The 25,249-nt window shown below is 42.8% G+C and carries 17 protein-coding genes; 5 read left to right on the top strand and 12 right to left on the bottom strand.

The annotated features are described in order from the left end of the window. Window positions 1–49: 49 nt before the first annotated feature. From secA to EDD74_RS04920, 5 genes are all read right to left on the bottom strand, one after another. Window positions 50–2,620, bottom strand: coding sequence for a preprotein translocase subunit SecA (gene secA / locus EDD74_RS04900; protein ID WP_116441657.1), 2,571 nt, complete (start codon window positions 2,618–2,620; stop codon window positions 50–52). A gap of 263 nt (window positions 2,621–2,883) precedes the next feature. Then, a complete protein-coding gene (locus tag EDD74_RS04905) occupies window positions 2,884–3,273 on the bottom strand; it encodes a hypothetical protein (protein ID WP_016439979.1) in 390 nt (129 codons plus the stop codon). A 102-nt stretch (window positions 3,274–3,375) separates the two neighbouring features. Beyond that, window positions 3,376–4,149: a 4-hydroxy-tetrahydrodipicolinate reductase gene (gene dapB, locus EDD74_RS04910; RefSeq protein ID WP_008976548.1), complete on the bottom strand. Its 774-nt coding sequence runs from the start codon at window positions 4,147–4,149 to the stop codon at window positions 3,376–3,378. A 182-nt stretch (window positions 4,150–4,331) separates the two neighbouring features. After that, window positions 4,332–5,222: a 4-hydroxy-tetrahydrodipicolinate synthase gene (gene dapA / locus EDD74_RS04915; RefSeq protein ID WP_008976549.1), complete on the bottom strand. Its 891-nt coding sequence runs from the start codon at window positions 5,220–5,222 to the stop codon at window positions 4,332–4,334. A gap of 115 nt (window positions 5,223–5,337) precedes the next feature. After that, window positions 5,338–5,985, bottom strand: coding sequence for a single-stranded DNA-binding protein (locus tag EDD74_RS04920; protein ID WP_009262999.1), 648 nt, complete (start codon window positions 5,983–5,985; stop codon window positions 5,338–5,340). Between the two features lie 261 nt (window positions 5,986–6,246). Between EDD74_RS04920 and typA the strand changes: the two genes are divergently transcribed. From typA to hpf, 3 genes are all read left to right on the top strand, one after another. Continuing rightward, window positions 6,247–8,070, top strand: a complete 1,824-nt coding sequence (gene typA, locus EDD74_RS04925; protein ID WP_008976551.1) for a translational GTPase TypA — start codon at window positions 6,247–6,249, stop codon at window positions 8,068–8,070. Further along, a complete protein-coding gene (locus EDD74_RS04930; RefSeq protein ID WP_116441656.1) occupies window positions 8,070–8,969 on the top strand; it encodes a phosphatase PAP2 family protein in 900 nt (299 codons plus the stop codon). The genes typA and EDD74_RS04930 overlap by 1 nt, the downstream gene beginning before the upstream one ends. Before the next feature lie 211 nt (window positions 8,970–9,180). Next, window positions 9,181–9,717, top strand: a complete 537-nt coding sequence (hpf, locus tag EDD74_RS04935; protein ID WP_008976553.1) for a ribosome hibernation-promoting factor, HPF/YfiA family — start codon at window positions 9,181–9,183, stop codon at window positions 9,715–9,717. A 54-nt stretch (window positions 9,718–9,771) separates the two neighbouring features. Here the strand turns inward: hpf and EDD74_RS04940 are convergent, their stop codons facing one another. After that, entirely contained in the window at window positions 9,772–10,431 is a 660-nt protein-coding gene (locus tag EDD74_RS04940) for a YigZ family protein (RefSeq protein WP_009263001.1), read from the bottom strand. Window positions 10,432–10,607: 176 nt separating this feature from the next. Between EDD74_RS04940 and EDD74_RS04945 the strand changes: the two genes are divergently transcribed. Continuing rightward, the gene (locus EDD74_RS04945) at window positions 10,608–13,202 is read left to right on the top strand and encodes a transglycosylase domain-containing protein (RefSeq protein ID WP_016439976.1); all 2,595 of its coding nucleotides are present in this window, start codon (window positions 10,608–10,610) and stop codon (window positions 13,200–13,202) included. Window positions 13,203–13,326: 124 nt separating this feature from the next. On the opposite strand, the gene EDD74_RS04950 is transcribed toward EDD74_RS04945, so the two are convergent. The 4 genes from EDD74_RS04950 to ftsH form a co-directional block, all read right to left on the bottom strand. Continuing rightward, on the bottom strand, window positions 13,327–14,253 hold the full coding sequence (locus EDD74_RS04950; protein WP_016439975.1) for an ROK family glucokinase: 927 nt from the start codon (window positions 14,251–14,253) through the stop codon (window positions 13,327–13,329). Window positions 14,254–14,265: 12 nt separating this feature from the next. Beyond that, a complete protein-coding gene (gene hprK / locus EDD74_RS04955) occupies window positions 14,266–15,192 on the bottom strand; it encodes an HPr(Ser) kinase/phosphatase (protein ID WP_008976557.1) in 927 nt (308 codons plus the stop codon). Window positions 15,193–15,234: 42 nt separating this feature from the next. Further along, window positions 15,235–17,073, bottom strand: a complete 1,839-nt coding sequence (gene uvrC, locus EDD74_RS04960) for an excinuclease ABC subunit UvrC (protein ID WP_116441655.1) — start codon at window positions 17,071–17,073, stop codon at window positions 15,235–15,237. Between the two features lie 217 nt (window positions 17,074–17,290). Continuing rightward, window positions 17,291–19,291, bottom strand: coding sequence for an ATP-dependent zinc metalloprotease FtsH (ftsH, locus tag EDD74_RS04965; protein WP_116441653.1), 2,001 nt, complete (start codon window positions 19,289–19,291; stop codon window positions 17,291–17,293). 252 nt (window positions 19,292–19,543) lie between these two features. Here ftsH and EDD74_RS04970 point away from each other — a divergent pair, with 252 nt between their 5' ends. Then, entirely contained in the window at window positions 19,544–21,022 is a 1,479-nt protein-coding gene (locus EDD74_RS04970) for a DUF1846 domain-containing protein (protein ID WP_008976560.1), read from the top strand. A 153-nt stretch (window positions 21,023–21,175) separates the two neighbouring features. Here EDD74_RS04970 and EDD74_RS04975 read toward each other — a convergent pair whose 3' ends face one another. Together EDD74_RS04975 and EDD74_RS04980 are read right to left on the bottom strand one after the other, a co-directional pair. Beyond that, entirely contained in the window at window positions 21,176–23,008 is a 1,833-nt protein-coding gene (locus EDD74_RS04975; protein WP_008976561.1) for an ABC transporter ATP-binding protein, read from the bottom strand. A gap of 2 nt (window positions 23,009–23,010) precedes the next feature. Next, window positions 23,011–25,248 (bottom strand): ABC transporter ATP-binding protein, encoded by a 2,238-nt coding sequence (locus EDD74_RS04980; RefSeq protein WP_008976562.1) that lies wholly within the window; start codon window positions 25,246–25,248, stop codon window positions 23,011–23,013. Window position 25,249: the final 1 nt, after the last annotated feature.

Raw genomic sequence — 25,249 nt, forward strand, 5'->3', positions numbered from 1 at the left:
ATTTCTCCCGCGAAGGCAGATATCTGCCCGCAGAGAAATTTCCTTTCTTTTATGCTTTACGACCACAGCACTGTTTATACTTTTTGCCGCTTCCACACGGACAAGGATCATTCGGATATACTTTCTTCTCCTCCCGCTTCATCGGCGTATGTGCTGCACTTTCATCTTTATTTGTTCCAGTCACTTTTGCAACCTGTTCACGTTCTACTTTCTGTTCAATTCTTACGTTAAAGAGGAGACGTACTGTATCTTTTGCAATTGCTGCTGTCATCTCTCCAAACATATCGTAACCCATCATCTTATACTCTACAAGTGGATCTCTCTGTCCATACGCCTGAAGCCCGATTCCCTGTCGCAGCTGATCCATATCGTCAATGTGATCCATCCATTTTGCGTCGATAACCTTCAGAAGAATCACACGTTCAATCTCTCTTAAATGCTCCGGCTCCGGAAATTCTGCTTCCTTCTCCTCGTAAGCTTTTACGGCACGCTCTTTCAAAAGATGCTTTAATTCTTTCTGGTTCATACCTTTGACATCTTCGATTGTCGGAATCTTGATTGGGAGTGTTGCATGCAGGTTGACATCCAGCTCGGTCAGATCCCATTCTTCGTAATCTACATCCGGAGAAATGCAGGAATCCACAACATTTTCCACGTATTCCGTGATCATATGATAAATAGAATCTCTCATACTTTCTCCGTCAAGTACTCTTCTTCGCTCTTCGTAAATGATCTCTCTTTGTTCATTCATAACTTGATCGTACTCAAGTAAGTTCTTACGGATTCCAAAGTTATTATTCTCAATCTTCTTCTGAGCCTTCTCAATCGCACTGGACAACATCTTATGTTCAATCTGCTCTCCATCCTCCACACCGAGTGTGTTAAAGACATTCATCAGTCGTTCCGAACCAAAGAGTCTCATCAGATCATCTTCCAGCGAAATGTAGAATCTGGATTCTCCCGGATCTCCCTGTCGTCCAGAACGTCCACGCAGCTGATTATCGATACGTCTTGATTCATGCCGCTCTGTACCGATGATCTTCAGTCCTCCTGCTTCTCTCGCCGCATCGTCCAGCTTAATATCAGTACCACGGCCGGCCATATTCGTAGCGATAGTTACAGCGCCATGTACACCTGCATCTGCTACGATTTCCGCCTCTTTCTCGTGGAATTTGGCATTTAACACCTTATGTTGGATTCCTCTCTTCTTCAGCATCTTACTGAGAAGTTCTGATGTCTCAATCGTGATCGTACCGACAAGAACTGGCTGACCTTTGGCATGTGCTTCGATGATCTCCTCGATCACCGCTTCAAATTTTTCTTTCTTTGTCTTATATACCGCATCGTTTAAATCAACTCTCTGCACCGGTCTGTTCGTCGGAATCTCAACAACATCCATACCGTAAATATCGCGGAATTCTTTCTCTTCTGTCAACGCAGTACCTGTCATACCGCTCTTTTTCTCAAACTTATTAAACAAGTTCTGGAAGGTGATTGTTGCCAGCGTCTTACTTTCCCGTCTTACTTTTACATGTTCCTTTGCCTCAATGGCCTGATGGAGTCCATCGGAATAACGTCTTCCCGGCATAATACGTCCGGTGAACTCATCAACGATCATTACCTCTCCGTCAGAAGTCACAACATAATCCTGATCTTTAAACATTAAGTTGTGCGCACGCAAAGCAAGAATAATGTTATGCTGAATCTCTAAATTCTCCGCATCTGCAAGATTCTCAATGCTGAAGAACTTCTCTACCTTCTTCACACCTTCTTCTGTCAGGTTGACATTCTTTTCTTTCTCATTGACGATGAAATCACCTGTCTCCTCGATTTCCTCTCCCATGATCGCGTTGATCTTGGAAAATTCACCGCTTGCCTCTCCTTTTACAAGCTGTCTTGCAAGAATGTCACAGGCATCATAAAGCTTTGTAGACTTTCCGCTCTGTCCGGAAATGATCAACGGTGTTCTCGCCTCATCAATCAATACCGAGTCAACCTCATCGATAACCGCAAAATGCAGTCCTCTCTGCACAAGCTGCTCTTTATAGATGACCATGTTATCTCTCAGATAATCAAATCCCAGTTCATTGTTGGTCACATAAGTAATGTCACAGTTATATGCCTCTCTTCGCTCATCATTATCCATCGAGTTAAGTACAACTCCGACTTTCAGTCCTAAAAATTCATGCACCTGCCCCATCCACTCTGCATCACGCTTTGCCAGATAGTCATTGACTGTTACAATATGAACTCCCTTTCCAGTCAAAGCATTCAAATATGCAGGAAGTGTAGAAACCAATGTCTTACCTTCTCCGGTACGCATCTCTGCGATTCTTCCCTGGTGAAGAATGATTCCACCAATCAGCTGTACTCTGTAATGCTTAATATGTAAGGTACGGGAAGCTGCTTCTCTTACGACTGCAAATGCTTCCGGTAAAATATCATCTAATGTCTCGCCCTCTTCCAGACGTTTCTTAAACTCCACTGTTTTCCCTTTCAGTTCTGTATCGGATAATTGCTGCATTTCTTCATCCATCGCCTCAATTCTGTCAACGATCGGATAAATACGCTTCAATTCATTCTCACTGTGCGTCCCAAATATCTTCTCTAATAAACCCATGACCTACTCCTTAATTTATCCAAATTTACTCTGTTTCTTATTTTAACACTATCCTTTCGCTTCTTCAACAAGTTTATCAACTGTTCATAAACTCTTCCCATCTTCTTTACACCTTTGTTAAATTTTTTCCACAAAGCATTCTGTTCTCCGGCAAAATATCCCCATTCTTTTTTGAGTTTTCATCATTTTTCTGCCATCTCTGCAAGAATGCCCCACGGCATACAGCCGCAGGGCGTCCAAAATCAAAAAATATACAGTTTCTGCTATCTTGCCGTGTTCGTTTGTCCGGTATTGTCCGTCGCACCGTTCATTGTATCCGCATTTCCGCCATCCTTGTTATCGTCTATACGTTTTTCCGTACGTCCGTCATTCTGGTCTGTTCCGTCAAGGACATCTTCTACTCCGTCTTTGACATCTCTTGCTCCATCTTCCACGGCATCCCCTACATCTTCAAGCACTCCGTCACGCGGCGCCTCTCCATCTGTATTTGTTTCTTCCCGCTTTCTTTCACTGTCATTTTTCTTCTCTTCATTTGTTCCCGTTGCAGTATTATCATCTGCCACATTATCTTTGTTTCCCCTTGCACACGCTGTCATGCACAAAAGAACACTCACACACAAAATACTGAGTATCATTTTCTTTGCTCTCTTCATCTGGCTATCTTCCTTTCCTGAAATGTAGTAAGAATTGCTTCTCGCCAATATTGTCTGCATTCCCTGCCATTCTATACATTCGGAAAGTAATGGTAATTTTTTCTATTGATTTTCAGAAGAAGATTCAATCACATCACTCATGTCATAAAGTCCGGCTTGTTTCCCTGCAAGGTATTTTGCCGCTTCCACAGCGCCTTTCCCAAAGACTGCTTTTGAGTATGCCGTATGCTTAAATTCAATCACTTCATCTGCTCCGGCGAAAATCACTTCGTGTTCTCCTACAATCGTGCCGCCGCGCACTGCCGAGATTCCGATTTCTTTCTTTTCTCTTTTTTTGCGTTCTTTGCTTCTGTCGTAAACGTATTCATACGCATTTCCAAGCGCTTCATTTACGCTGTCCGCCAGTGCAAGCGCTGTCCCGCTTGGGGCATCCACTTTCAGATTATGGTGCTTTTCCACCAGTTCAATATCAAATCCTGCCGGAGCAAGAATTTTGGCAGCATCCTGAAGAAGCTTTAACAGCATATTGATTCCCAGTGACATATTTGCCGATTTCAGCACTGCTGTCTTTTCGGAAACACGCTGTACCTGTGCAAGCTGCTCTTCAGACAATCCAGTAGTACAAAGTACCACCGGGAGCTTTTTCTCTCCACAGTAAGAAAGCAGTCCGTCCACTGCAAGTGCATTGGAGAAATCAATCACGACATCCGCCTCCACATCACAGTCCGCAATATCCGTAAAAACCGGATATTCATTTTTCACACCTGTATATTTATCAATTCCTGCAACAATCTCAATCCCATCATCTTCCTTTACAAGATTGGAAATTACCTGCCCCATTTTCCCATTACATCCGTGCATAATTGCTTTTACCATCATCTTCTCCTCCATTTTCTTATGTTTTACATCCCTCACAGCGAATGTGCGAGGTTTTGCGATACAATTGACAAAAGGGGCTGCCACAGAATGTCTGTCCGGACAGAATGCAGTTCTTTTCTTGCTGCAATACTATATTCTTCCGACAGCTTCCATCCTATGGCAGCTCCTCTATGCTTTCTTTATGCGAGCTGAATTCCAAACGCTCTCATTGCCTGTGCCAATTTCTGTGCATTTGCTTCTTCCATCTCTGTCAGCGGCATCCGCAGTCCACCGACTTCCATTCCCATCAAAGAAACTGCCTTCTTAACAGGAATTGGGTTAACTTCACTGAACAGTGCATTGATCAGCGGAATCGCTTTTAATTGAAGTTCTCTGCTTCCTTCAATATCTCCCGCAAAGAATTTTGCACAGATCTCATGCGTCTCTCTTGGAGCCACATTGGATAATACAGAGATAACTCCCTTTCCTCCCAGAGCCAAAATCGGAACGATCTGATCATCGTTTCCAGAATATAGATCGATATCTCCCTGTGTCAGCTGCATGATCTTTGCCACCTGTGAAATATTACCGGAGGCTTCTTTCACGCCCACAATATTATCGACTTCTTTTACCAACGCCGCAACTGTCGCCGGTTCAATATTACACCCGGTACGGCTTGCCACACTGTACATGATGATCGGCGCATCTGCTTCTCTTGCGATTGCCTTATAATGTTCGATCAACCCTTTCTGCGTCGCTTTATTGTAATATGGAGTTACAACAAGAAGGCCATCTGCTCCTGCTTTTGCAGCCTCTCTGGACAGCTCTACCGCTGTTGCAGTACAGTTTGATCCCGTCCCTGCAATCACCGGAATCCTTCCTGCAGTAAAATCAATCGTGCGTTTAATACACTCCAGATGTTCTTCCTCCGTCATTGTCGCAGATTCCCCTGTTGTTCCGCAGATTACAATACTGTCTGTTCCATTCTCACAATGATAATCCACCAGCTTCTTTAACTGATCATAATTAATACTTCCATCTTCATGAAACGGCGTTATGATCGCTACTCCTGATCCTGTAAAAATTGCCATATTTATCCTCCTAAACATCAGTTTTACTTTGATTTTTTTCATTTCATCAGCGATTTCTTGTCTGAAATTTTATCATCATTTTTTTCTAATGTCAATGGAGCCACAGCTATTCCTACTACTCTTCTTCACTTATTTCAGCACCGATACATTCCAGCTTGCTGACTGACACTTCGTATGCCACACGTTTTTCTGTCTCTGTCTCAGACAATTTTTTCACATATTCTCTGCTTTGGATCCTTCCTAAAATCTGCACATGTTCCCCCACTGCAAATCCGGAAGCATATCTTGCATTTCTTCCCCAACAGATACATGGTATGTAGTCAGATTTCCCATATGGTCTGTTCACTGCAAGCAGAAGATCTGCAATTTCTCTCCCAAGAGGGGTCTTGCGGTAAACAGGTGGTTTACAGATGTATCCATCTAAAAGAATATTATTTGTCTTCGCCCCATCAAGCTCCTCATCCACAAATGCTACCTCCCGAACAAACACGGAAAGTACAAGATGATTCTTATGTTCCTCGTGTCTGTTATACGACCGGAACTGTCCACTTGCCATGATAAATTCCCCTGTATAATCTTTGGTCACATCTATCAGACGCTCGGAAATCATAAGTGGAATCCGATCTTCAGAATTGCTAAGTCTCTTAACGAGGACATCTACCATATAGAATCCTTCTCCAAATACTTCATGACTAAATGTGAATCTGGATGCCACCTCTCCCATAATTGTTACCTGGTTGTTTTCAATAATCTTATCGGACATAATTTATCTCTCTCCTCTTTGCTGTATTTTTTTGTCTTTATTATTTTATTCTATGATAACGGATTTATAACCATCCGATTGGACATTCCCCGGACTTTTCATCGACAGAAATCGACCGCAAGATATGCTTCCCTCATTTTTTCTGTGTTCTTTCCATATTATGTGTTTTTTTAAAAAGGACTTGTAATCTATTGCCAATGTGGTAAACTGTATGAGTTATTAGTGCTTATTCATGGATTTATAATAGAAAGAAGGTTATTTATGAAAACAAAAAGAGAAGATATCCGAAACATCGCAATCATCGCCCATGTTGACCACGGAAAAACAACACTGGTCGACCAGCTTTTAAAGCAAAGTGGTGTATTTCGTGCCAACCAGGAAGTGGCAGAACGCGTCATGGATTCTAACGACATTGAAAGAGAACGTGGAATCACGATTCTCTCAAAAAATACTGCCGTATACTATAAGGATACAAAGATCAACATTATCGACACACCAGGACACGCTGATTTCGGCGGTGAAGTAGAACGTGTACTGAAAATGGTAAATGGGGTTGTTCTTGTTGTAGATGCTTTCGAAGGTGCAATGCCACAGACAAAATTCGTTCTGAAAAAAGCGCTCGAGCTTGACCTTCCGGTCATTGTCTGCATCAATAAGATCGACCGCCCGGAAGCACGCCCAGACGAAGTAATCGATGAAATCTTAGAACTTTTCATGGATCTTGACGCATCTGACGAGCAGCTGGACTGTCCATTTGTCTATGCATCTGCCAAGGCTGGTCATGCAATCCTTGATCTGACAGACAATCCGGAAAACATGATCCCGCTCTTTGAGACGATCATCGATTACATTCCTGCACCGGAAGGCGACCCGGATGCAGATACACAGGTACTGATCAGCACGATCGACTACAATGAATATGTTGGACGAATCGGTGTCGGAAAAGTCGACAATGGTACGATTGCCGTCAATCAGGAAGTCATGCTTGTCAATGCCCATGAGCCGGACAAACAGAAACGTGTAAAGATCAGTAAATTGTATGAATTTGACGGGCTGAATAAAGTAGAAGTAAAAGAAGCAACGATTGGTTCTATCGTGGCAATTTCCGGAATCGCAGACATCCATATCGGAGACACTTTATGTTCCCCGGAAAATCCGGTTGCAATTCCTTTCCAGAAAATTTCCGAACCGACAATCGCTATGCAGTTTATTGTAAATGACAGCCCGTTTGCAGGACAGGAGGGAAAATATGTTACCTCCCGACATTTGCGAGACCGTCTGTTCCGTGAGCTGAATACCGATGTCAGTCTGCGCGTAGAGGAATCAGAAAATACAGACAGCTTCAAAGTATCTGGCCGCGGTGAACTCCACCTTTCCGTTCTGATTGAAAATATGCGCCGGGAAGGATATGAATTTGCAGTTAGCAAGGCAGAAGTCCTTTACAAAGAAGATGAAAACGGTAAGCTGTTAGAGCCGATTGAAACGGCCTACATCGATGTCCCAGATGAATTTACCGGAACTGTCATCGACAAATTAAGCCAACGAAAAGGAGAACTTCAGAATATGGGGGTGTCTAACGGTGGCTATACTCGGCTCGAATTTTCGATCCCTGCAAGAGGACTGATCGGCTACCGCGGAGAGTTTATGACAGATACAAAAGGAAACGGAATCTTAAATACTGCCTTTGACGGCTATGCACCATACAAAGGAGATATTCAGTACCGTAAGCAAGGTTCTCTCATTGCCTTTGAGACTGGTGAATCTGTCACTTACGGATTATATAGCGCACAAGAACGCGGAACGTTATTCATCGGCGCCGGCGAGAAAGTCTACGCCGGAATGGTCATCGGACAGAATGGAAAGGCAGAGGATATCGAGCTGAATGTCTGCAAGACAAAGCATCTTACCAATACTCGCTCTTCAGGAGCAGACGATGCCTTGAAACTGACAACTCCTAGAACACTGAGTCTCGAGGAGGCACTGGACTTCATCGACACAGACGAACTTTTGGAAGTAACTCCAGAAACATTGCGCATCCGCAAAAAAATATTAGATTCAAAGATGAGAAAACGAGGAAATAAATAATGGACTTCTTACACGTTCTGGCAGAACTGCGTACTCCTTTCGGGGAACATTTTTTTCAGTTTGTCACTTATTTTGGGCAGGAAGTCATCATCATAGCGGTTATCTGCACACTCTACTGGTGTGTGGATAAGCGCTTTGCTTATCAGCTGGGATTTACTTACTTTCTTGCCGGTCTGTGTGTACAGACATTAAAGATCACATTCCGGATCCCACGGCCCTGGATATTAGATCCAAGCTTTTCTCCAGTGGAAAGCGCCGTACCTGCTGCGACCGGCTACTCCTTTCCAAGCGGACATACCCAGGGTGGTACTTGCCTGTTCGCTCCATTCATGTTCAAAAGCAAACGCTGGCTTTCTAAGCTCCTGTTTGCCTTTATGTTTTTACTGATTGGATTTTCCCGCATGTATCTCGGGGTACACACACCGAAAGATGTAGTTGTATCTATGGCAGTTTCACTTTGTATTTCCTTTGCCGTGTATAAAGCAAGCGATTTCCTTCTGGATTCCACGCGATACAGAAGGCTGATTCTTCTGTCACTCCTGCTCCTTTCTTCTGCTGTCAGTATCTATGCCTTATTCCTACTTTCCCGTGGGGATATCTCACTTCACTACGCATCTGACTGTTGCAAAGCATCTGCTGCAGGGATTGGATTCGGTGTCGGCTGGTATCTTGAAAATCGCTATGTGAATTTTTCCGTCAAAGGATCGATCCCGTTTCAGATTGGAAAACTCATTATCGGTCTTCTCGTCGCCGTTTCCTTCAAAATCGGGATAGAATTTCTATTCGGCAACTCCCTTCCGGCAGATATGTTTGCTTACTTTCTTTTAGTTCTGTGGGTAATCTTCCTCTATCCATGGATTCTAAAAAAATTTCATCAATCATCTTCCACTCAAAACTAATTTACTTCAGGTGTCCAAATGGACACCTGCTTTCTTTTCTGCGAACACTGTCTATAAAACCTTTCTTTTGTCAGTCTTTTATTATTTTTTTATATTTTTATCAAATATTTTATTGCTCTTCGCGGAATTTTGATGTATAATACAAACATACTACAAATAACTCATTTTTATTTCTATTATTTGTAGAATATACCGAAAAGGGGTTGGCAGCATGAACTTTATCATTAGCGGAAAAAACATCGATGTAACACCAGGTTTAAAGAGTTGCATTGAACAAAAGTTAGGGAAACTAGAAAGGTATTTTACTCCTGAAACAGAAATTATCGTAACACTAAGTGTAGAAAAAGAACGTCAGAAGATTGAGGTCACAATTCCTGTCAAGGGACATATCATTCGTTCTGAACAAAGCAGTAATGATATGTATGTATCGATTGATCTCGTAGAAGAGGTGATTGAGCGACAGCTTCGCAAATATAAGAATAAATTAGTTGCCAGAAATCAAGAAGGCAGCAACTTCAAGCAAGAATTTTTTGAATCAGAAGATACTTCTTCAGAGGATGATGAGATTAAGATCATCCGTACAAAACGATTTGGAATCAAGCCAATGTTCCCTGAGGATGCGTGTATCCAGATGGATTTACTTGGACATGATTTCTACGTATTCTTCAACGCAGAGACAGAAGAAGTCAATGTTGTATACAAGAGAAAGAATGGTACTTTCGGTTTGATCGAACCGGAATTTCAGTAGACATTTCCTTCCCTCCCGGCAATGGACATCCCTTTCCATTACCGGGAGGGGTTTTTATTCTGTATCAAACACTTTCATCTCACCGTCAACTGTTCCAAAATAGCAGCTTTCCTTCTGTGTCATCTTTGCTTGTCCGTTTGTCCCCTCTGTGATCTCTGCTATCACCTCCTGATTCATCTCTTCAGGAATGAGCGCAATCAGCATCACATTCTCTGCATAGACAGAATCCAGAACCGTAATCCCCCTCTGTCCAAGGATATACTGTATTTTGCCAAGTCCGGTATAATCTGTCTGTATTTCCAGTTTAATCCCCCAGTTTTTGGTAATAATCTTACTGGCTTCCAATCCTGCTTTGACTGCTCCGGAATAAGCCCTCACAAGCCCTCCGGTTCCAAGTAACGTACCTCCAAAATATCTTGTCACTACGACTGCTGTATTGTGTATCTCCTCCCCCAGCAACACATCGAGCATCGGTTTTCCTGCTGTCCCCTGCGGTTCTCCGTCATCACTGCATCTTTGTGTCTCAAATCGCTCCCCGATCACGTAAGCATAGCAGTTATGAGTGGCATTCCAATATTTTTTCTTCATAGACTCGATAAATTCCAGCGCCTCTTCCTCGCAGGTGACCGGAAGTACTGTCGCAATGAAGCGGGACTTCTTCTCAATGATTTCTGCTTCTCCCCCCTCATAGACTGTATGAAATTTACTTAACATATACTATCACCCTTTTTCTAATTACATTTTATCTGAAACTGTTTATACTATATCAACAGAACTCTGTTTTCACAAGTTTTTCTTAAGTTTTTGCCTTGAAATATGAAGATTTTATTTTATGCTTTATTTCAATACATAAATTTGATATAATTACCTGATAAAGGAGGAAACCATTCATGAATTATGGAAAACGAAATTCTGTCAAAAAACAGAAGAAAATATCTTCAAAATCAAAGATGAAGAAAAAACGAGCAGGTGTCCGGATTTTCAAAGGATTTTTAATTGTTTTTCTCTTGCTCATTATCATCGGTATGATTGGCGGCGGTCTGTTCTTGAAGAAAATTCTTGACAAAGCTCCGAAGATCTCTCCTGCTTCTGTCAAACCGAGTGGATACTTCACAACTGTTTATAACGCAGACGGTTCACAGGAATTAGAAAAATTTGTTACTTCCGGTTCCAACCGTATTTATAAAACAATCAACGAAATACCGGAAGACCTTCAGGACGCTTTTGTAGCGATCGAAGATGAACGTTTTTACAAGCATAACGGAATCGACCTGCAAGGAATTCTTCGTGCCGGTCTTGTTGGCATCACAAGCGGTGACTTTTCTGAAGGTGCCAGCACGATTACCCAGCAATTGATAAAAAATAATGTCTTTCCGAATTTCTCACAGGAAAAGACATTCTTAGACAGTGTCGAACGTAAAATTCAGGAACAGTTCCTTGCTCTGGAGTTAGAAAAGCAGATGAGCAAAGAAGAGATTCTGGAAAATTATATGAATACGATCAACCTAGGACAGAACACACTGGGAGTTCAATCCGCTGCCAAACGCTACTTCAACAAAGACGTATCGCAGCTGACACTCTCAGAATGTACTGTGATCGCCGGCATTACTCAGAATCCTGGAAGATATGACCCTACAGTCAACCCGGAAGAAAATGCCAAGCGGCGCAAACTTGTTCTCGGCAACATGTTAGAACAGAAATATATTTCCCAGGAAGAGTACGATACTGCCATGGCTGATCCCGTTTATGACCGGATTCAGGTTACAAATGCCGATACATCCACAGACACTCCATACACTTATTTTATCGATGAGCTTTCTAAACAAGTCATTTCCGACTTACAGACAAAGCTGGGATATACGGAGACACAAGCCTATAATGCTCTTTACAGCGGTGGTCTTTCTATCTACGCAACTCAGGATGCAAGAATTCAGCAAATCTGTGATGAAGAGTTTTTAAACCCGAATAACTATCCGTACAATACAGAATTTGGCCTCATCGACTATCAGCTCACGATCACACGCTCTGATGGAACTGTCGAAAACTTCAGCAAAGAGATGCTCGAGCAGTATCTGCGTCAGACAAGAAATGACTCTTATCCGCTCGTCTTCTCTACCCCTGAACTTGCTCAGGCGGCGATTGATGAATACAAATCAACAATCTCCCGCGAAGGAGACACTCAGGTGGAAAAAAAGACGATCGTTCCACAACCACAAGCTTCTTTTGTGATTATGGATCAATACACCGGGGAAGTAAAAGCAATCGTCGGAGGACGCGGCGAGAAGACGGAAAGCCTTTCTCTCAACCGTGCGACGGAATCTGCAAGACAGCCTGGTTCCTGCTTTAAGATTGTATCAACTTATGCCCCTGCACTTGATATTGGTGCAATGGGACTTCACACCTCGATCAAAGACGAACCATACCGCTATAAAAACGGAAAAGAAGTCAATAACTGGGATTTCTCCTACAAAGGTTGGGTGACTGTAAGGAAAGCGATTGAACAGTCTATGAATGTCGTTGCAGTCAAAGCACTCACTGAGATTGGAGAGCAGACTGGATTTGATTACCTGAAGAGCTTTGGATTCTCCACTGTTGTAGATCAGGAAGTAATCAACGGACAGACTTTCAGCGATATCCAGCAGGCAACTGCACTCGGAGGTATCACGCACGGCGTCTACAACCTCGAGATGACTGCCGCCTATGCGTCCCTTGCAAATAACGGAACTTACACAAAACCAAAGTTCTATACGAAGATTCTCGATCATTCTGGAAATGTACTGATTGATAACACTTCCGAGACACATCAAGTCGTAAAGGCTTCTACTGCCGGACTGCTGACAAATGCCATGATAGATGTTGTGACAAAAGGAACCGGTACCGGTGCTGCACTCAGCAATATGCCAGTATCCGGTAAGACTGGTACGACTTCCGATAATGTAGATATCTGGTTCTCCGGATATACTCCATACTACACTGCTTCTGTCTGGGGTGGATACGACTCCAACAAGCCTATGGATAATACTTCATGGCACCTGACACTGTGGAACAGCATTATGGAGCGAGTACACGAAGGTCTAGAATACAAAGATTTTGTGATGCCTGACACAGTTGAAAAGACTGCCGTCTGTGCAAGTTCTGGAAAGCTGCCGCTGTCCAGCTGTCCACAAGTGACAGAATATGTTGCAACAGATTCCGGTCAAAGATGTGACGGAAAGCACGAAGGCTACTATATGCCTTCTACTAACACTCACTCAGACAGTTCCGCTGAGGACGAGTCAGAAGACGAATCAACAGACAATGAAACAGTAACACCTGACCCAGAAAATCCAAATTCCGGAAATCCAAATGGAAACAACGGTTCTGGAAATGGAAATAATGGATCTGAGAATGGAACTGGCAGCGAAAACGGAAATGGCGAAGACCACGGTGGTGGAGAAACCTCCCCACCTGATCAGGGGGATGGCTCTATCACGCCAGAGGAATAGTATTCCCGGATTTCAAAATCAATTTTCTATACACGAACAAAAAAAGAAGACAGAAATGATGTTACTAATACTCACATTCATTTCTGTCTTCTTTTTGTTATCTTTTCGTATATAAGCTTTTACTTTATAAAATCAGTTTTGCAGCTCCGCAGATACCTGCTTCATTTCCAAGCTTTGCAAGAGCAAACTGCACCTTTGCATTTGCAAAGAACATTCTCTCACGAAAATATTTTTCAATATACTGGAGAAGTACTTCGCCTGCCTTCGACACTCCTCCGCCGATCACGATCACCGATGGATCAACTGCTGTCGCCAGATTGGCAAGTGCATATCCAAGATAGCGTCCAAACTCTTCGGCAATCTCCATTGCAACTGCATCGTTTGCCTTGACTGCATCAAAGACAGCTTTTGCCGTAATCTCTTCTTCCCGCAATATTGTCTCATCATCATTTTTCGCAAGCCTTCTCTTGGCAAGTCTTACTACACCTGTAGCAGATGCATACTGCTCCAGACATCCACGACCTCCACAGCCACACACTTCTGTCTCTTCATAATTTACACAGAGATGACCAATCTCTCCGCCTGCTCCATGAAATCCACCTAAGATACGTCCGTCGACAATGATTCCTCCGCCGACTCCCGTTCCAAGTGTGACCATGATCAAATCCTTATTTCCCTGGCCTCCGCCTTTCCACATTTCTCCAAGCGCAGCTACATTTGCATCATTTCCAACCTTCACCTTGATTCCAGTCAGCTCTTCCAGCTCCGCCTTCACATTTTTATACTTCCATCCAAGATTTGCGCTTCCATTTACAATTCCATCTGCCACCGGAGCCGGTACCCCGACACCAATTCCAAGAATCTGCTCTTTCTTCATCTGATGTTCTTCCATTTTGGAAGCAATTGATTTTGCTACATCCGGAAGAATTGCTGCACCTTCATTCTCTGTATAGGTCTTAATCTCCCACTTATCCACGATTGTCCCGTTGAATTCAAATAGTCCTAACTTTACTGTTGTTCCTCCAATGTCCACTCCAAAGCAATAATTCATTTCTCTCGTCTCCTATTTTCTCTTTGTCAAATTCTCCTGCACACGCCTGTACAATTCCTGTGCTGCATTATATCCCATCTGTTTTTGTCTATGATTTACAGATGCAGATTCTACTATGATCGCAAGATTTCTTCCTGGACGAATCGGGATGGAATGACATACAACACGGTTGCCAAGGAATTCTGTATACTCTTCTTCCAATCCTAACCGGTCATACTGTTTGTCCTTATTCCAGTCTTCCAGTGTGATCACAAGATCTATCGTCTGTGTCTCTTTTACACTCTGAACACCAAACAACGTCTTGACATCTACGATACCAATTCCTCGCAGTTCAATAAAATGTCTCGTGATATCCGGAGCAGTTCCAACCAATGTATCGTCACTGACTTTTCGGATCTCAACCACATCATCTGTCACAAGGCGGTGTCCTCTCTTAATCAGTTCCAGAGCAGCCTCACTCTTTCCAATTCCGCTCTCGCCCATGATCAGCACACCGACACCGTAGACATCCACAAGCACACCGTGGATAGAGATACACGGAGCCAGTTCCACATTCAGCCACCGGATGATCTCCGCCATGAAAGAAGATGTCGTCTTGTCTGTCAGAAAAATCGGCACATCTTTTTCTACCGCAATTTCCAAAAATCTCTGATCTGGCATAAGATCTCTGCAGAAAATGATACAAGGCACTGGATAGGATAATAGTGACTGGTATACTTCTTCCTTTCTATCATCGCTGAGCTTTTGAAGATAGGTATACTCTACATATCCTACCACTTGTACTCTATCGGATTCAAAATGTTCAAAAAAGCCTGTGAGCTGTAGCGCCGGGCGGTTAATATCCGGCACATTGACTTCTTTTCCTAAAAGATCAATTTGCGGAGTCAGATTTTTTAAATTCATTTTCTCTGCAACTTTCTGTAACTCTACGCTTCCCATAATGCTCTCCTTCTTCGTTCTTATTCTCTCCTTAGTATATCATCAATGGAAAAAGTTGTATACTTCATTTGCAGATTTTTCATTCATAGATGGAATTTCTTTTAATTCCTCTATCGTTGCCGCTTTGATCGCATCCAGGCTCATAAAATGCTTCATCAGCGCTTTCCTCCTTGCCGGCCCGATTCCCGGAATATCGTCAAGAATGGAATGTACCTGTCCCTGACTTCTCAGTTTTCTGTGAAATTCGATTGCAAACCGGTGTGCTTCATCCTGAATCCTCGTGATCAGACGAAATCCTTCTGAATTTCTGTCAATCCCAATCTCTTCATTATTGTAATATAGCCCTCTTGTCCTATGATGATCATCTTTCACCATCCCACATACCGGTATCACAATTCCCAGTTGATCCAGCACTTCTAATGCAATATTGACCTGTCCTTTTCCCCCGTCCATCATGATCAAGTCTGGAAATGTCTGGAAGCCTCCGTGATCCTTCCCCTCTTCTCTCTCCCTCATTCCATGTTCGAATCTTCTCGTCAATACTTCCCGCATACTTGCATAGTCATCTGCACCCTGTACCCCTTTGATTTTAAATTTCCGGTAATCGTTTCGCTTCGGTTTCCCTTTCTCATACACGATCATAGAACCAACAGAATTAAATCCATTTGTGTTGGATATATCAAATGCCTCAATTCGTTTCACAGATGCAATTCCCAGCCATTTTTCAATCTCTTTTACCGCTCCGATCGTTCTTCCCTCTTCCCTCTTTAAGCGCTCCTTATCCGTACTCAAAACAAGCTGTGCATTCTTCTTCGCAAGTTCTACCAGCTTCTCCTTCTCCCCTTTTTTCGGCACACGAATGTGAACCCGATGCCCTCTTCGCTCAGACAGCCATTCCTCCAGCACCTCCTGCTCTTCGATTTCCTGCTGGATCATCAACTCTCGTGGCACATATGGTGTCCCCGCATAAAACTGTTTGATAAAACTTGTAAGAATCTCTGCCTTCGGCTCTCTGTCGGCAATCGTCATATAGAAATGATCTCTACCGATCAGTCTTCCTCCCCGGATGAAAAACACTTGCACCACTGCATCCCGATCCTCCGTTGCCACCGCGAGAATATCTTTATCCTCCCCATCACTGTTCGTAATCTTTTGCTTCTGCGCAATCTGCTTTACACTGGCAAGCAGATCTCGATATTCCATTGCCTTCTCAAATTCCATTGCTTCTGATGCACATTCCATCTTTTCTTGAAGTTCTTTGAGGATAGGATCATATTTTCCGCTCAAAAATTCTACTGCTTTCTGCACCGATTCCCGATATGCTTCCTGGCTAATATAATTTTGACACGGTGCATAGCATTGCTTAATGTGATAGTTCAGGCATGGCCGCTCTTTTCCGATATCTTTTGGCAAATTCCGGTTACAGCTCCTTATGTGGTACAGTTTTCTCAGCAGTTCAATCGTATCCTTCACTGCTCCTGCACTTGTATATGGTCCGAAATACTTCGCCTTATCTTTTTTCATCTCTCTTGCAAACAGAATCCGCGGATATGCCTCCTCTATCGTCACTTTAATAAACGGATACGTCTTGTCATCCATCAGCATCGTATTATACTTCGGTCTGTGCTCCTTGATCAGATTGCATTCCAGTACAAGCGCCTCCAGCTCCGAATCTGTCACAATATATTCAAAGCGTGAAATATGTGTGACCATCTGCTCAATCTTCACTCCTTTATTCCTGCTTGCTTGAAAATACTGCCGCACACGATTCTTTAGGCTGATTGCTTTTCCCACATAAATAATATCATCTTTCTCATCATGCATCAGATAGACTCCCGGTTTTGATGGAAGCTTTTTTAATTCCTCTTCTATATTAAACATTATTTTCTCCCTAATTTCATCTTTTTCCCTACAGTTGCATATATCGAATAAACGCATATGATTTTGATTCCACAAAATGTTTTTAACGCAAGAGGAGTGCCGAAAGGCACTCCTCTTTTCCACCACATCTGATCCATAGCTGTTTTCCCTGTGAACTTATGATTTCTATTTTCACTGACCATTATTAGCAATATCAGATACTCTTTATTTTTTTATATTAGTGGTCCTGCCCGCTCTCCTGTGCAGCATCCTCTTGTGCGGCACTCTCTTGTAGAGTATTTCTTTCTGCTTCGTTTTCTTCCGTGACATCCTCTTGTGCCACATCTGCTGCGGAAACTTCTTTCATTGAGATTCTAGCCTCTTTTTCCTGAGTACCGTCCTCGATTCCCTGAACTTTGTGGAAAATCTCCATGAATTCTTTTCCGGTAATCGTCTCTTTTTCAATCAAGAATGCTGCAATCTCATCCAGCGCCCTGCGATTCTCAGATAAAAGTCTCTTTGCCTCAGCATAAGCTTCTTTCAGAATTCTCATAACTTCTGTATCAATCTCTGCTGCTGTCGCCTCACCACAATTCATAACCGGACGTCCGTCCAAGTATCTGTTTTGAATAGACTCCAGACCGATCAGACCAAACTTCTCTGACATACCATACTGAGTGATCATCGCTCTGGCCACCTGTGTCGCCTTCTCGATATCGTTAGAAGCCCCAGTTGTAACTGTATCAAATACAATCTCTTCCGCAGCTCTTCCACCGAGCATACCAACGAGCATTGCCTCCAGCTCCTTCTTTGTATTTAAGAACTTTTCTTCCTCTGGTGTATGCATAACATATCCGAGCGCTCCCATCGTTCTTGGTACAATCGTAATCTTCTGTACCGGCTCTGCATCTTTCTGAAGTGCACTGACAAGCGCATGACCTACTTCATGATATGAAACGATTCTTCTCTCCTCCGCATTCATGATACGGTCTTTCTTCTCTTTTCCGACAAGAACTACTTCTACTGCTTCAAACAGATCTTCCTGCGATACCACTTTTCTTCCATGCTTGACTGCATTGATTGCAGCCTCATTGATCATGTTTGCAAGATCTGAACCGACTGCCCCTGATGTTGCCAGTGCAATTGCTTCCAAATCGACTGTCTCATCCATTTTGACGTCCTTTGCATGAACTTTCAAAATGTCCACACGTCCTTTCAAATCCGGCTTATCTACAATGATCCGTCTGTCAAAACGTCCCGGCCTTAATAGCGCCGGATCAAGGATCTCTGGACGGTTTGTCGCTGCAAGAATCAGCAGACCTTTGTCCGTGTCAAATCCATCCATCTCCGCAAGAAGCTGGTTTAAAGTCTGTTCTCGTTCATCGTTGCTTCCCATCGCATTATCTCTGCTCTTACCGATCGCATCAATCTCATCGATGAAAATAATACACGGAGCCATCGCCTGAGCTTCTTTGAACAAATCTCGCACTCTCGATGCACCTACACCTACATACATCTCTACAAATGCAGAACCTGACAGAGAGAAGAACGGTACTTTTGCTTCTCCCGCAACCGCTTTTGCAAGCAATGTCTTACCGGTTCCCGGAGGTCCTACAAGAAGCGCTCCCTTTGGAAGCTTTGCACCGATTCCGGTATATTTGCCTGGATTATGAAGAAAATCCACCACTTCCTGAAGTGATTCTTTCGCCTCATCTTCTCCTGCCACATCACGGAAGGTAACTCCGGTTTCCTTCTCTACATACATCTTTGCATTACTCTTTCCAATGCCCATCATTCCGCCGCTCTTGGACATCCGACGCATCAGGAAACTCAAACCGATCCAAATAAATGCGAATGGAAGTACAATACTGATCAGAATATTAAAAAGCATTGCTGAAGTCGAATCTGGAATCTCTGCCCCATACTTAACGCCCGCTTCATAGAGACGCTGTGAAAGATTCTCATCTTCTACTTTTCCAGTAAAATATTTTACTTTCAGCCCTGGAACTTTCTCCTCTTTCGGAGTAATTATAAGCTCATTGGCGCCGATCCGAACTTCTTCTACTTTACCGTCATCTACCATCTTCAGAAATTCACTGTACGCAATCTCCTTTGATGTGCTTTCTTCCATAAACTGATAAAGGCCAAGCACAATGACCGCCGCAATCAATGTTGTAATTATAATAATCCCAAAGCCCTGTTTGTTGTTCTTCTGGTTATTTTTGTTTTGGTTGTCCATTCTTTTCCTCCTAATTATCATCTCTTTTATTATAAGTATGGTCTCCTCATAAATCAATAAAAACATTGTGAAATCAGCACCGCATTTCTAAAACTTTTGTGAATTTCCCCATTGCACCTCCTGTTTCCCATTGGGAAATTTTTCTCCTTGCAAAACACAATTGTTTTATAGTATACTATTGACGTATGTTTATTATATACAACTTTTTAGTAACATTATAATATAAGAATGAGATAAAGGACTGAATGCGCTATGAAAATTGGATTTGACAACGATAAGTATCTGACCATGCAGTCAGAACATATCAGAAAAAGAATTGATCAATTTGACAACAAATTGTATCTGGAATTCGGTGGGAAATTATTTGACGACTATCATGCCTCCAGAGTACTTCCGGGATTCGCACCGGACAGCAAGCTGAAACTGCTTATGCAGTTATCCGATCAGGCCGAAATTGTCATTGTCATCAGTGCCGGTGACATCGAAAAAAATAAAGTCCGCGGAGATCTCGGAATCACCTACGACTCAGATGTACTCCGTCTGATTGAATCTTTCCGCGAGCAAGGACTCTTTGTCGGCAGCGTTGTGATCACTCAGTATACCGGTCAGAGCAGCGCCAATCTGTTTAAAACAAGACTGGAGAAGCTTGGCATCCGTGTATATATCCACTATGTGATCGAAGGATATCCTTCTAACATTCCGCTGATCGTCAGTGACGAAGGTTATGGAAAAAACGATTACATCGAGACTTCCAGACCACTTGTGATCATCACAGCTCCTGGACCTGGAAGCGGGAAGATGGCAACCTGTCTCTCTCAGCTCTATCATGAGCATAAGCGTGGTGTCCGCGCAGGATACGCAAAATTTGAGACATTCCCTATCTGGAACATTCCTTTAAAACATCCGGTCAATCTTGCCTATGAGGCTGCTACCGCTGATTTAAATGACGTCAATATGATCGACCCATTCCATCTGGAAGCCTACGGCATCACAACTGTCAATTATAATCGTGATGTGGAAATTTTCCCGGTGCTCAGTGCTATTTTTGAAAAAATATATGGAGAAAATCCTTACAAATCCCCGACAGATATGGGTGTAAATATGGCCGGAAACTGTATCTGTGACGATGAGGCGTGTCGTGATGCATCCAATCAGGAAATTATCCGCCGCTACTATCAGGCATTGAATGGGCTCGCAGAAGGAACTTCCACCGAAGAAGAAGTATTTAAGATTGAACTTCTGATGAAACAGGCGCATATTACAGTCAATGACCGTACCGTTGTAGATGCCGCACTGAAGCGTGCTGAAGAGACAGGTGCTCCTGCTGCCGCTTTAGAACTTCCTGATGGAAGTATCATTACCGGAAAGACAAGCAACCTTCTCGGAGCATCTGCTGCATTACTTTTAAATGCTCTGAAGAAACTCGCCGGCATTGAGGATGAAGTGCACATCATTTCTCCATCTGCCATTGAACCGATCCAAAAACTGAAAACTTCCTATCTGGGAAGTAAGAATCCGCGCCTTCATACTGATGAAGTTCTGATTGCACTTTCCATCAGCGCCGCAACAAATGAAACCGCACAGCTTGCCTTAGATCAGATTCCAAAATTAAGAGGCTGTCAGGTTCATACATCCGTAATGCTCTCCGAAGTTGACGTCAAGCAATTCAAAAAGCTTTCCATCCAGCTGACTTCTGAAGCAAAATACGAGAACAAAAAACTTTATCATTAATTCTGAACAATAAATAAAACCCGTACGGTAAGATTCCTAAAAATCAGATTTTCAAGGATTTCTCCCTTACCGTACGGGTCTTTTTTATTTTCTTTTTAGTATCTGTTTATCATTGCTCTCCAACTCTCTTCTCCGCAATTATCCGAAATAGTTCTATGCACCTGTCTGCTCAAACTGAGAATTATAGAGATTTGCATAAAATCCACCTTTTTCCAACAGCTCTTCATGATTTCCCTGCTCTACGATATCTCCATCCTTCATAACAAGGATCAAATCCGCATCACGGATTGTAGACAATCTATGCGCGATGATAAAACTTGTTCTGCCCTTCATCAGATTATCCATAGCTTTCTGGATCCTGATTTCCGTTCTTGTATCCACTGAGCTAGTCGCCTCGTCTAAGATCAAAATCTTTGGATCTGCCAGAATCGCTCTTGCGATCGTAAGCAGCTGCTTTTGTCCCTGTGATACATTGCTTGCTTCCTCATTCAACTCCATATCATATCCATCTGGAAGAGTCTGCACAAACCGGTGTACATATGCTGCCTTTGCTGCCTCTACGACTTCTTCATCGGTCGCATCAAGCTTTCCATAGCGGATATTGTCTTTGATCGATCCATGGAACAGCCATGTATCCTGCAGCACCATTCCAAACATCTGTCGAAGTTCACTTCTGTTAAAATCTTTCAGATTATGTCCATCGATCAAGATTTCTCCACTGTTGACATCGTAAAATCTCATCAGAAGTTTGATCATTGTTGTCTTTCCTGCTCCGGTCGGTCCTACAATAGCGATTTTCTGTCCTTCCTTTACCTTTGCAGAGAAGTCATTGATAATTATACGATCTTCATTATATCCAAAATGAACATGTTTAAATTCTACATCTCCCTTCAGTCCCTCTACGGAAACCGGATGCTCTGCAAACTGGTCTTCTTCCTCTTCTTCCAAAAATTCAAAAACTCTCTCAGAAGCTGCCGCTGTAGACTGTAACATATTGGCCACCTGTGCCACCTGTGTGATTGGCTGTGTAAAACTTCTTACATATTGGATAAAGGACTGGATATCTCCGACTTCAATCGCATCTTTGATCGCCAGATATCCTCCTAAAATTGCTACTGCAACATATCCAAGATTTCCAACAAACTGCATGATCGGCATCATCATCCCCGAGAAAAACTGAGATTTCCATGCAGACTGATATAAAATTTCATTTGTCTCAGTAAACTCCCGGATGACATCATCTTCCTTGTTAAATGCTCTGACAATGCTGTGGCCTCCATAGACCTCCTCTACCTGTCCGTTGACATGTCCCAAATACTCTTGTTGATTCTTGAAGTGTTTCTGTGATTTCTTTACAATCGTGGAAATCAGGAGCATTGACACCGGAAGAATTAACAATGCTACAACAGTCATCAGAGGACTGATGCTGAGCATCATAACCAAAATACCTATGATCGTCGTAAAAGAAGTAATAATCTGTGTCGCACTCTGGTTCAAACTCTGGCTTAATGTATCCACGTCATTGGTAACTCTGGAAAGCACCTCACCATGCGTCTTTGTATCAAAATAATTCATCGGCATACGGTTGATCTTCTCAGAAATTTCTTTTCTGAGTTTGTAAGTCAGCTTCTGGGACACTCCTGTCATAATAAATCCCTGAATAAAGGAGAACAGCGCACTCAACACATACAATCCTAACAGAAACAGAAGGATTTGCGTAATTTTGTCAAAATCAATTCCACTTCCACCTGACACTTTGCTTACAAGTCCATGAAAGATTTCTGTTGTGGCTTTTCCAAGAATCTTCGGTCCTACGATAGTGAATATCGTACTTCCGACTGCAAAAAGCATCACCGCAAATATTCCCAACTTATATGCGCTCATATATTTCAGGAGTTTCTTCATTGTGCCTTTGAAATCTTTTGCTTTCTCTCCGGCTCTCATGCCGCCCATATGGCCACCACCATGTCTTTGTCCTTTACTCATGCCTATCTGCCCCCTTCCTGTTCATCCTGATTAAGATCTCGTTCCAGTTCTTTTTCCGATAACTGAGATGCCGCAATCTGATAATATACATCACAATTTTTCAGCAATTCTTTGTGCGTTCCAATTCCCGCAACCTTTCCTTCATCCAGAACAATAATCTGCTCTGCATGGAGGATCGTGCTGATTCTTTGTGCAACAATAATGACTGTGCTGTTCACAGTATGTTCTTTTAATGCTTTCCGCAATGTTACATCTGTCTTATAGTCCAAAGCAGAAAAACTATCGTCAAAAATAAATATCTTTGGATCTTTCGCAATTGCCCTTGCGATCGATAAACGTTGTTTCTGTCCACCAGAAACATTTCCTCCCCCCTGGGAGATTCTGCTGTCGTAACATTTTGGCTTCTCCTCAATGAATTCTGCTGCCTGAGCCACTTTGGCAGCCTCCATCATTGTCTCTTCACTTCCGTCTGGATTTCCATACAAAATGTTGCTTGCAATGGTTCCTGAGAACAGAACTCCTTTCTGCGGCACATAGCCAAGCTGGTCTCTCAACTCATGCTGTGTTACATTTCGGATATCTTCCCCATCAATCGTAATTTTTCCTTCTGTCACATCATAAAATCTTGGAATCAGATTTACCATTGTAGATTTACCACTTCCGGTACTTCCGATGATCGCTGTCGTCTCACCCGGTTTTGCTGTAAAGGAAATATCATGCAGCACATCTTCCTCCGCACCCGGATACCGGAACGATACATGGTCAAATTCTACCATCCCCTTGCCTTCTTTCAGATGTTTCGGCTGCTTCGGATCATTGATCAGCGTTGTACTTGTCAACACTTCATCCACACGCGTTGCAGAAACTGCCGCTCTCGGAAGCATGATTGAGATCATACAGATCATTAAGAATGCCATAATAATCTGCATTGTATATTGAATAAATGCCATCATATCTCCAACTTGCATCTGACCATCGTTAATTCCATTTGCACCTACCCATACAATCAGGATTGAGATCGCATTCATGATCAGCATCATCGTCGGCATCATAAAGGTCATAGCACGATTGACAAATAAGTTTGTCTTTGTCAAATCTTTGTTTGCCTGATCAAATCGCTCTTCCTCATGCTTTTCTGTACTGAACGCACGGATAACAGGCAATCCAGTAAGAATTTCTCTTGTAACAAGATTTAATCGGTCTACCAGATTTTGCAAGATCTTAAATTTCGGCATTGCTACAACAAATAAGACCATTACGACCATCGCAATCAGGACAACTGCAAGCCCGATGATCCAAGACATAGACACATTCGTATGGAATACTTTGAATACACCTCCAATTCCCATGATCGGTGCATAAAGTACCATTCGCAAAATCATTACCGTCAGCATCTGAATCTGCTGGATATCATTTGTGCTTCTCGTAATCAATGATGCAGTTGAAAACTTGTCAAATTCTCCATTTGAAAATTCTACCACCTTGCGGAATACTTTTCCTCGCAGATCTCGCCCTGTCGAAGCACCTACTTTGGATGCCAGGAATCCAACGATCATACTCACAATCATTCCAACCGCAGCAAGCGCCAGCATTTTTCCCCCTGTGCGCAACATATAACCAGTCTGAATCTTATCCGTATCCATTCCCAAGTTTTTATATGCTTCTTTGAGATAAATGGTCGCCGCCTGTTCCAACATCGTCTCCGGCATCTCATCGACCTTCTCTCCAATCTGAGTCACCATCTGCGCCCGCTGTTCTTCTGGCATCATGCCAAGCACATCAAAAACTGTCATGTCTTCGCTTAACATTTCTTTTGGGAGACTGGCAAACATCGCATCTGTCATTTCCTTTGTCTCCTCACTGTCTGATGAAAACACAGTCACAAGCATCATCGGTTTACTTAAGATTGCCCCGATTTTATCTGTTCTCTTCTCATCCTTCAAAATTCCATCCTTCAGCACATATGCCTCAGACTCATAAGTATCTGTATCTTTTTCATACGCGTCCAGAACGGTCTTCTGGTCCTGCTCAGAAACAAACAAAAATAATCTGTCCATATCTTCCACAGAAATCTGTTCTGGTATCGCCGTGTCAATTCCGCCCTGCTGGATACCGACATTTACAATGTCTGATGTATATCCCGGCAACGACAGGTCACAGTAAGCCTGAAGTACAAGAAACACAACAATCATCAGAATGGTTGCTGCATACGGCTTCATAAATTTAAATAATTTTCCCATT

Origin of the sequence: Faecalimonas umbilicata (genome assembly GCF_004346095.1) — a bacterium.
In the GTDB taxonomy this organism is placed as follows: Bacteria; Bacillota; Clostridia; order Lachnospirales; family Lachnospiraceae; genus Faecalimonas; species Faecalimonas umbilicata.

Bases quoted from the DNA above. Each gene is read 5' to 3' on its own strand.
- secA (WP_116441657.1), bottom strand. From the start codon at position 2,620: ATGGGTTTATTAGAGAAGATATTTGGGACGCACAGTGAGAATGAATTG.
- EDD74_RS04905 (WP_016439979.1), bottom strand. From the start codon at position 3,273: ATGAAGAGAGCAAAGAAAATGATACTCAGTATTTTGTGTGTGAGTGTT.
- dapB (WP_008976548.1), bottom strand. From the start codon at position 4,149: ATGGTAAAAGCAATTATGCACGGATGTAATGGGAAAATGGGGCAGGTA.
- dapA (WP_008976549.1), bottom strand. From the start codon at position 5,222: ATGGCAATTTTTACAGGATCAGGAGTAGCGATCATAACGCCGTTTCAT.
- EDD74_RS04920 (WP_009262999.1), bottom strand. From the start codon at position 5,985: ATGTCCGATAAGATTATTGAAAACAACCAGGTAACAATTATGGGAGAG.
- typA (WP_008976551.1), top strand. From the start codon at position 6,247: ATGAAAACAAAAAGAGAAGATATCCGAAACATCGCAATCATCGCCCAT.
- EDD74_RS04930 (WP_116441656.1), top strand. From the start codon at position 8,070: ATGGACTTCTTACACGTTCTGGCAGAACTGCGTACTCCTTTCGGGGAA.
- hpf (WP_008976553.1), top strand. From the start codon at position 9,181: ATGAACTTTATCATTAGCGGAAAAAACATCGATGTAACACCAGGTTTA.
- EDD74_RS04940 (WP_009263001.1), bottom strand. From the start codon at position 10,431: ATGTTAAGTAAATTTCATACAGTCTATGAGGGGGGAGAAGCAGAAATC.
- EDD74_RS04945 (WP_016439976.1), top strand. From the start codon at position 10,608: ATGAATTATGGAAAACGAAATTCTGTCAAAAAACAGAAGAAAATATCT.
- EDD74_RS04950 (WP_016439975.1), bottom strand. From the start codon at position 14,253: ATGAATTATTGCTTTGGAGTGGACATTGGAGGAACAACAGTAAAGTTA.
- hprK (WP_008976557.1), bottom strand. From the start codon at position 15,192: ATGGGAAGCGTAGAGTTACAGAAAGTTGCAGAGAAAATGAATTTAAAA.
- uvrC (WP_116441655.1), bottom strand. From the start codon at position 17,073: ATGTTTAATATAGAAGAGGAATTAAAAAAGCTTCCATCAAAACCGGGA.
- ftsH (WP_116441653.1), bottom strand. From the start codon at position 19,291: ATGGACAACCAAAACAAAAATAACCAGAAGAACAACAAACAGGGCTTT.
- EDD74_RS04970 (WP_008976560.1), top strand. From the start codon at position 19,544: ATGAAAATTGGATTTGACAACGATAAGTATCTGACCATGCAGTCAGAA.
- EDD74_RS04975 (WP_008976561.1), bottom strand. From the start codon at position 23,008: ATGAGTAAAGGACAAAGACATGGTGGTGGCCATATGGGCGGCATGAGA.
- EDD74_RS04980 (WP_008976562.1), bottom strand. From the start codon at position 25,248: ATGGGAAAATTATTTAAATTTATGAAGCCGTATGCAGCAACCATTCTG.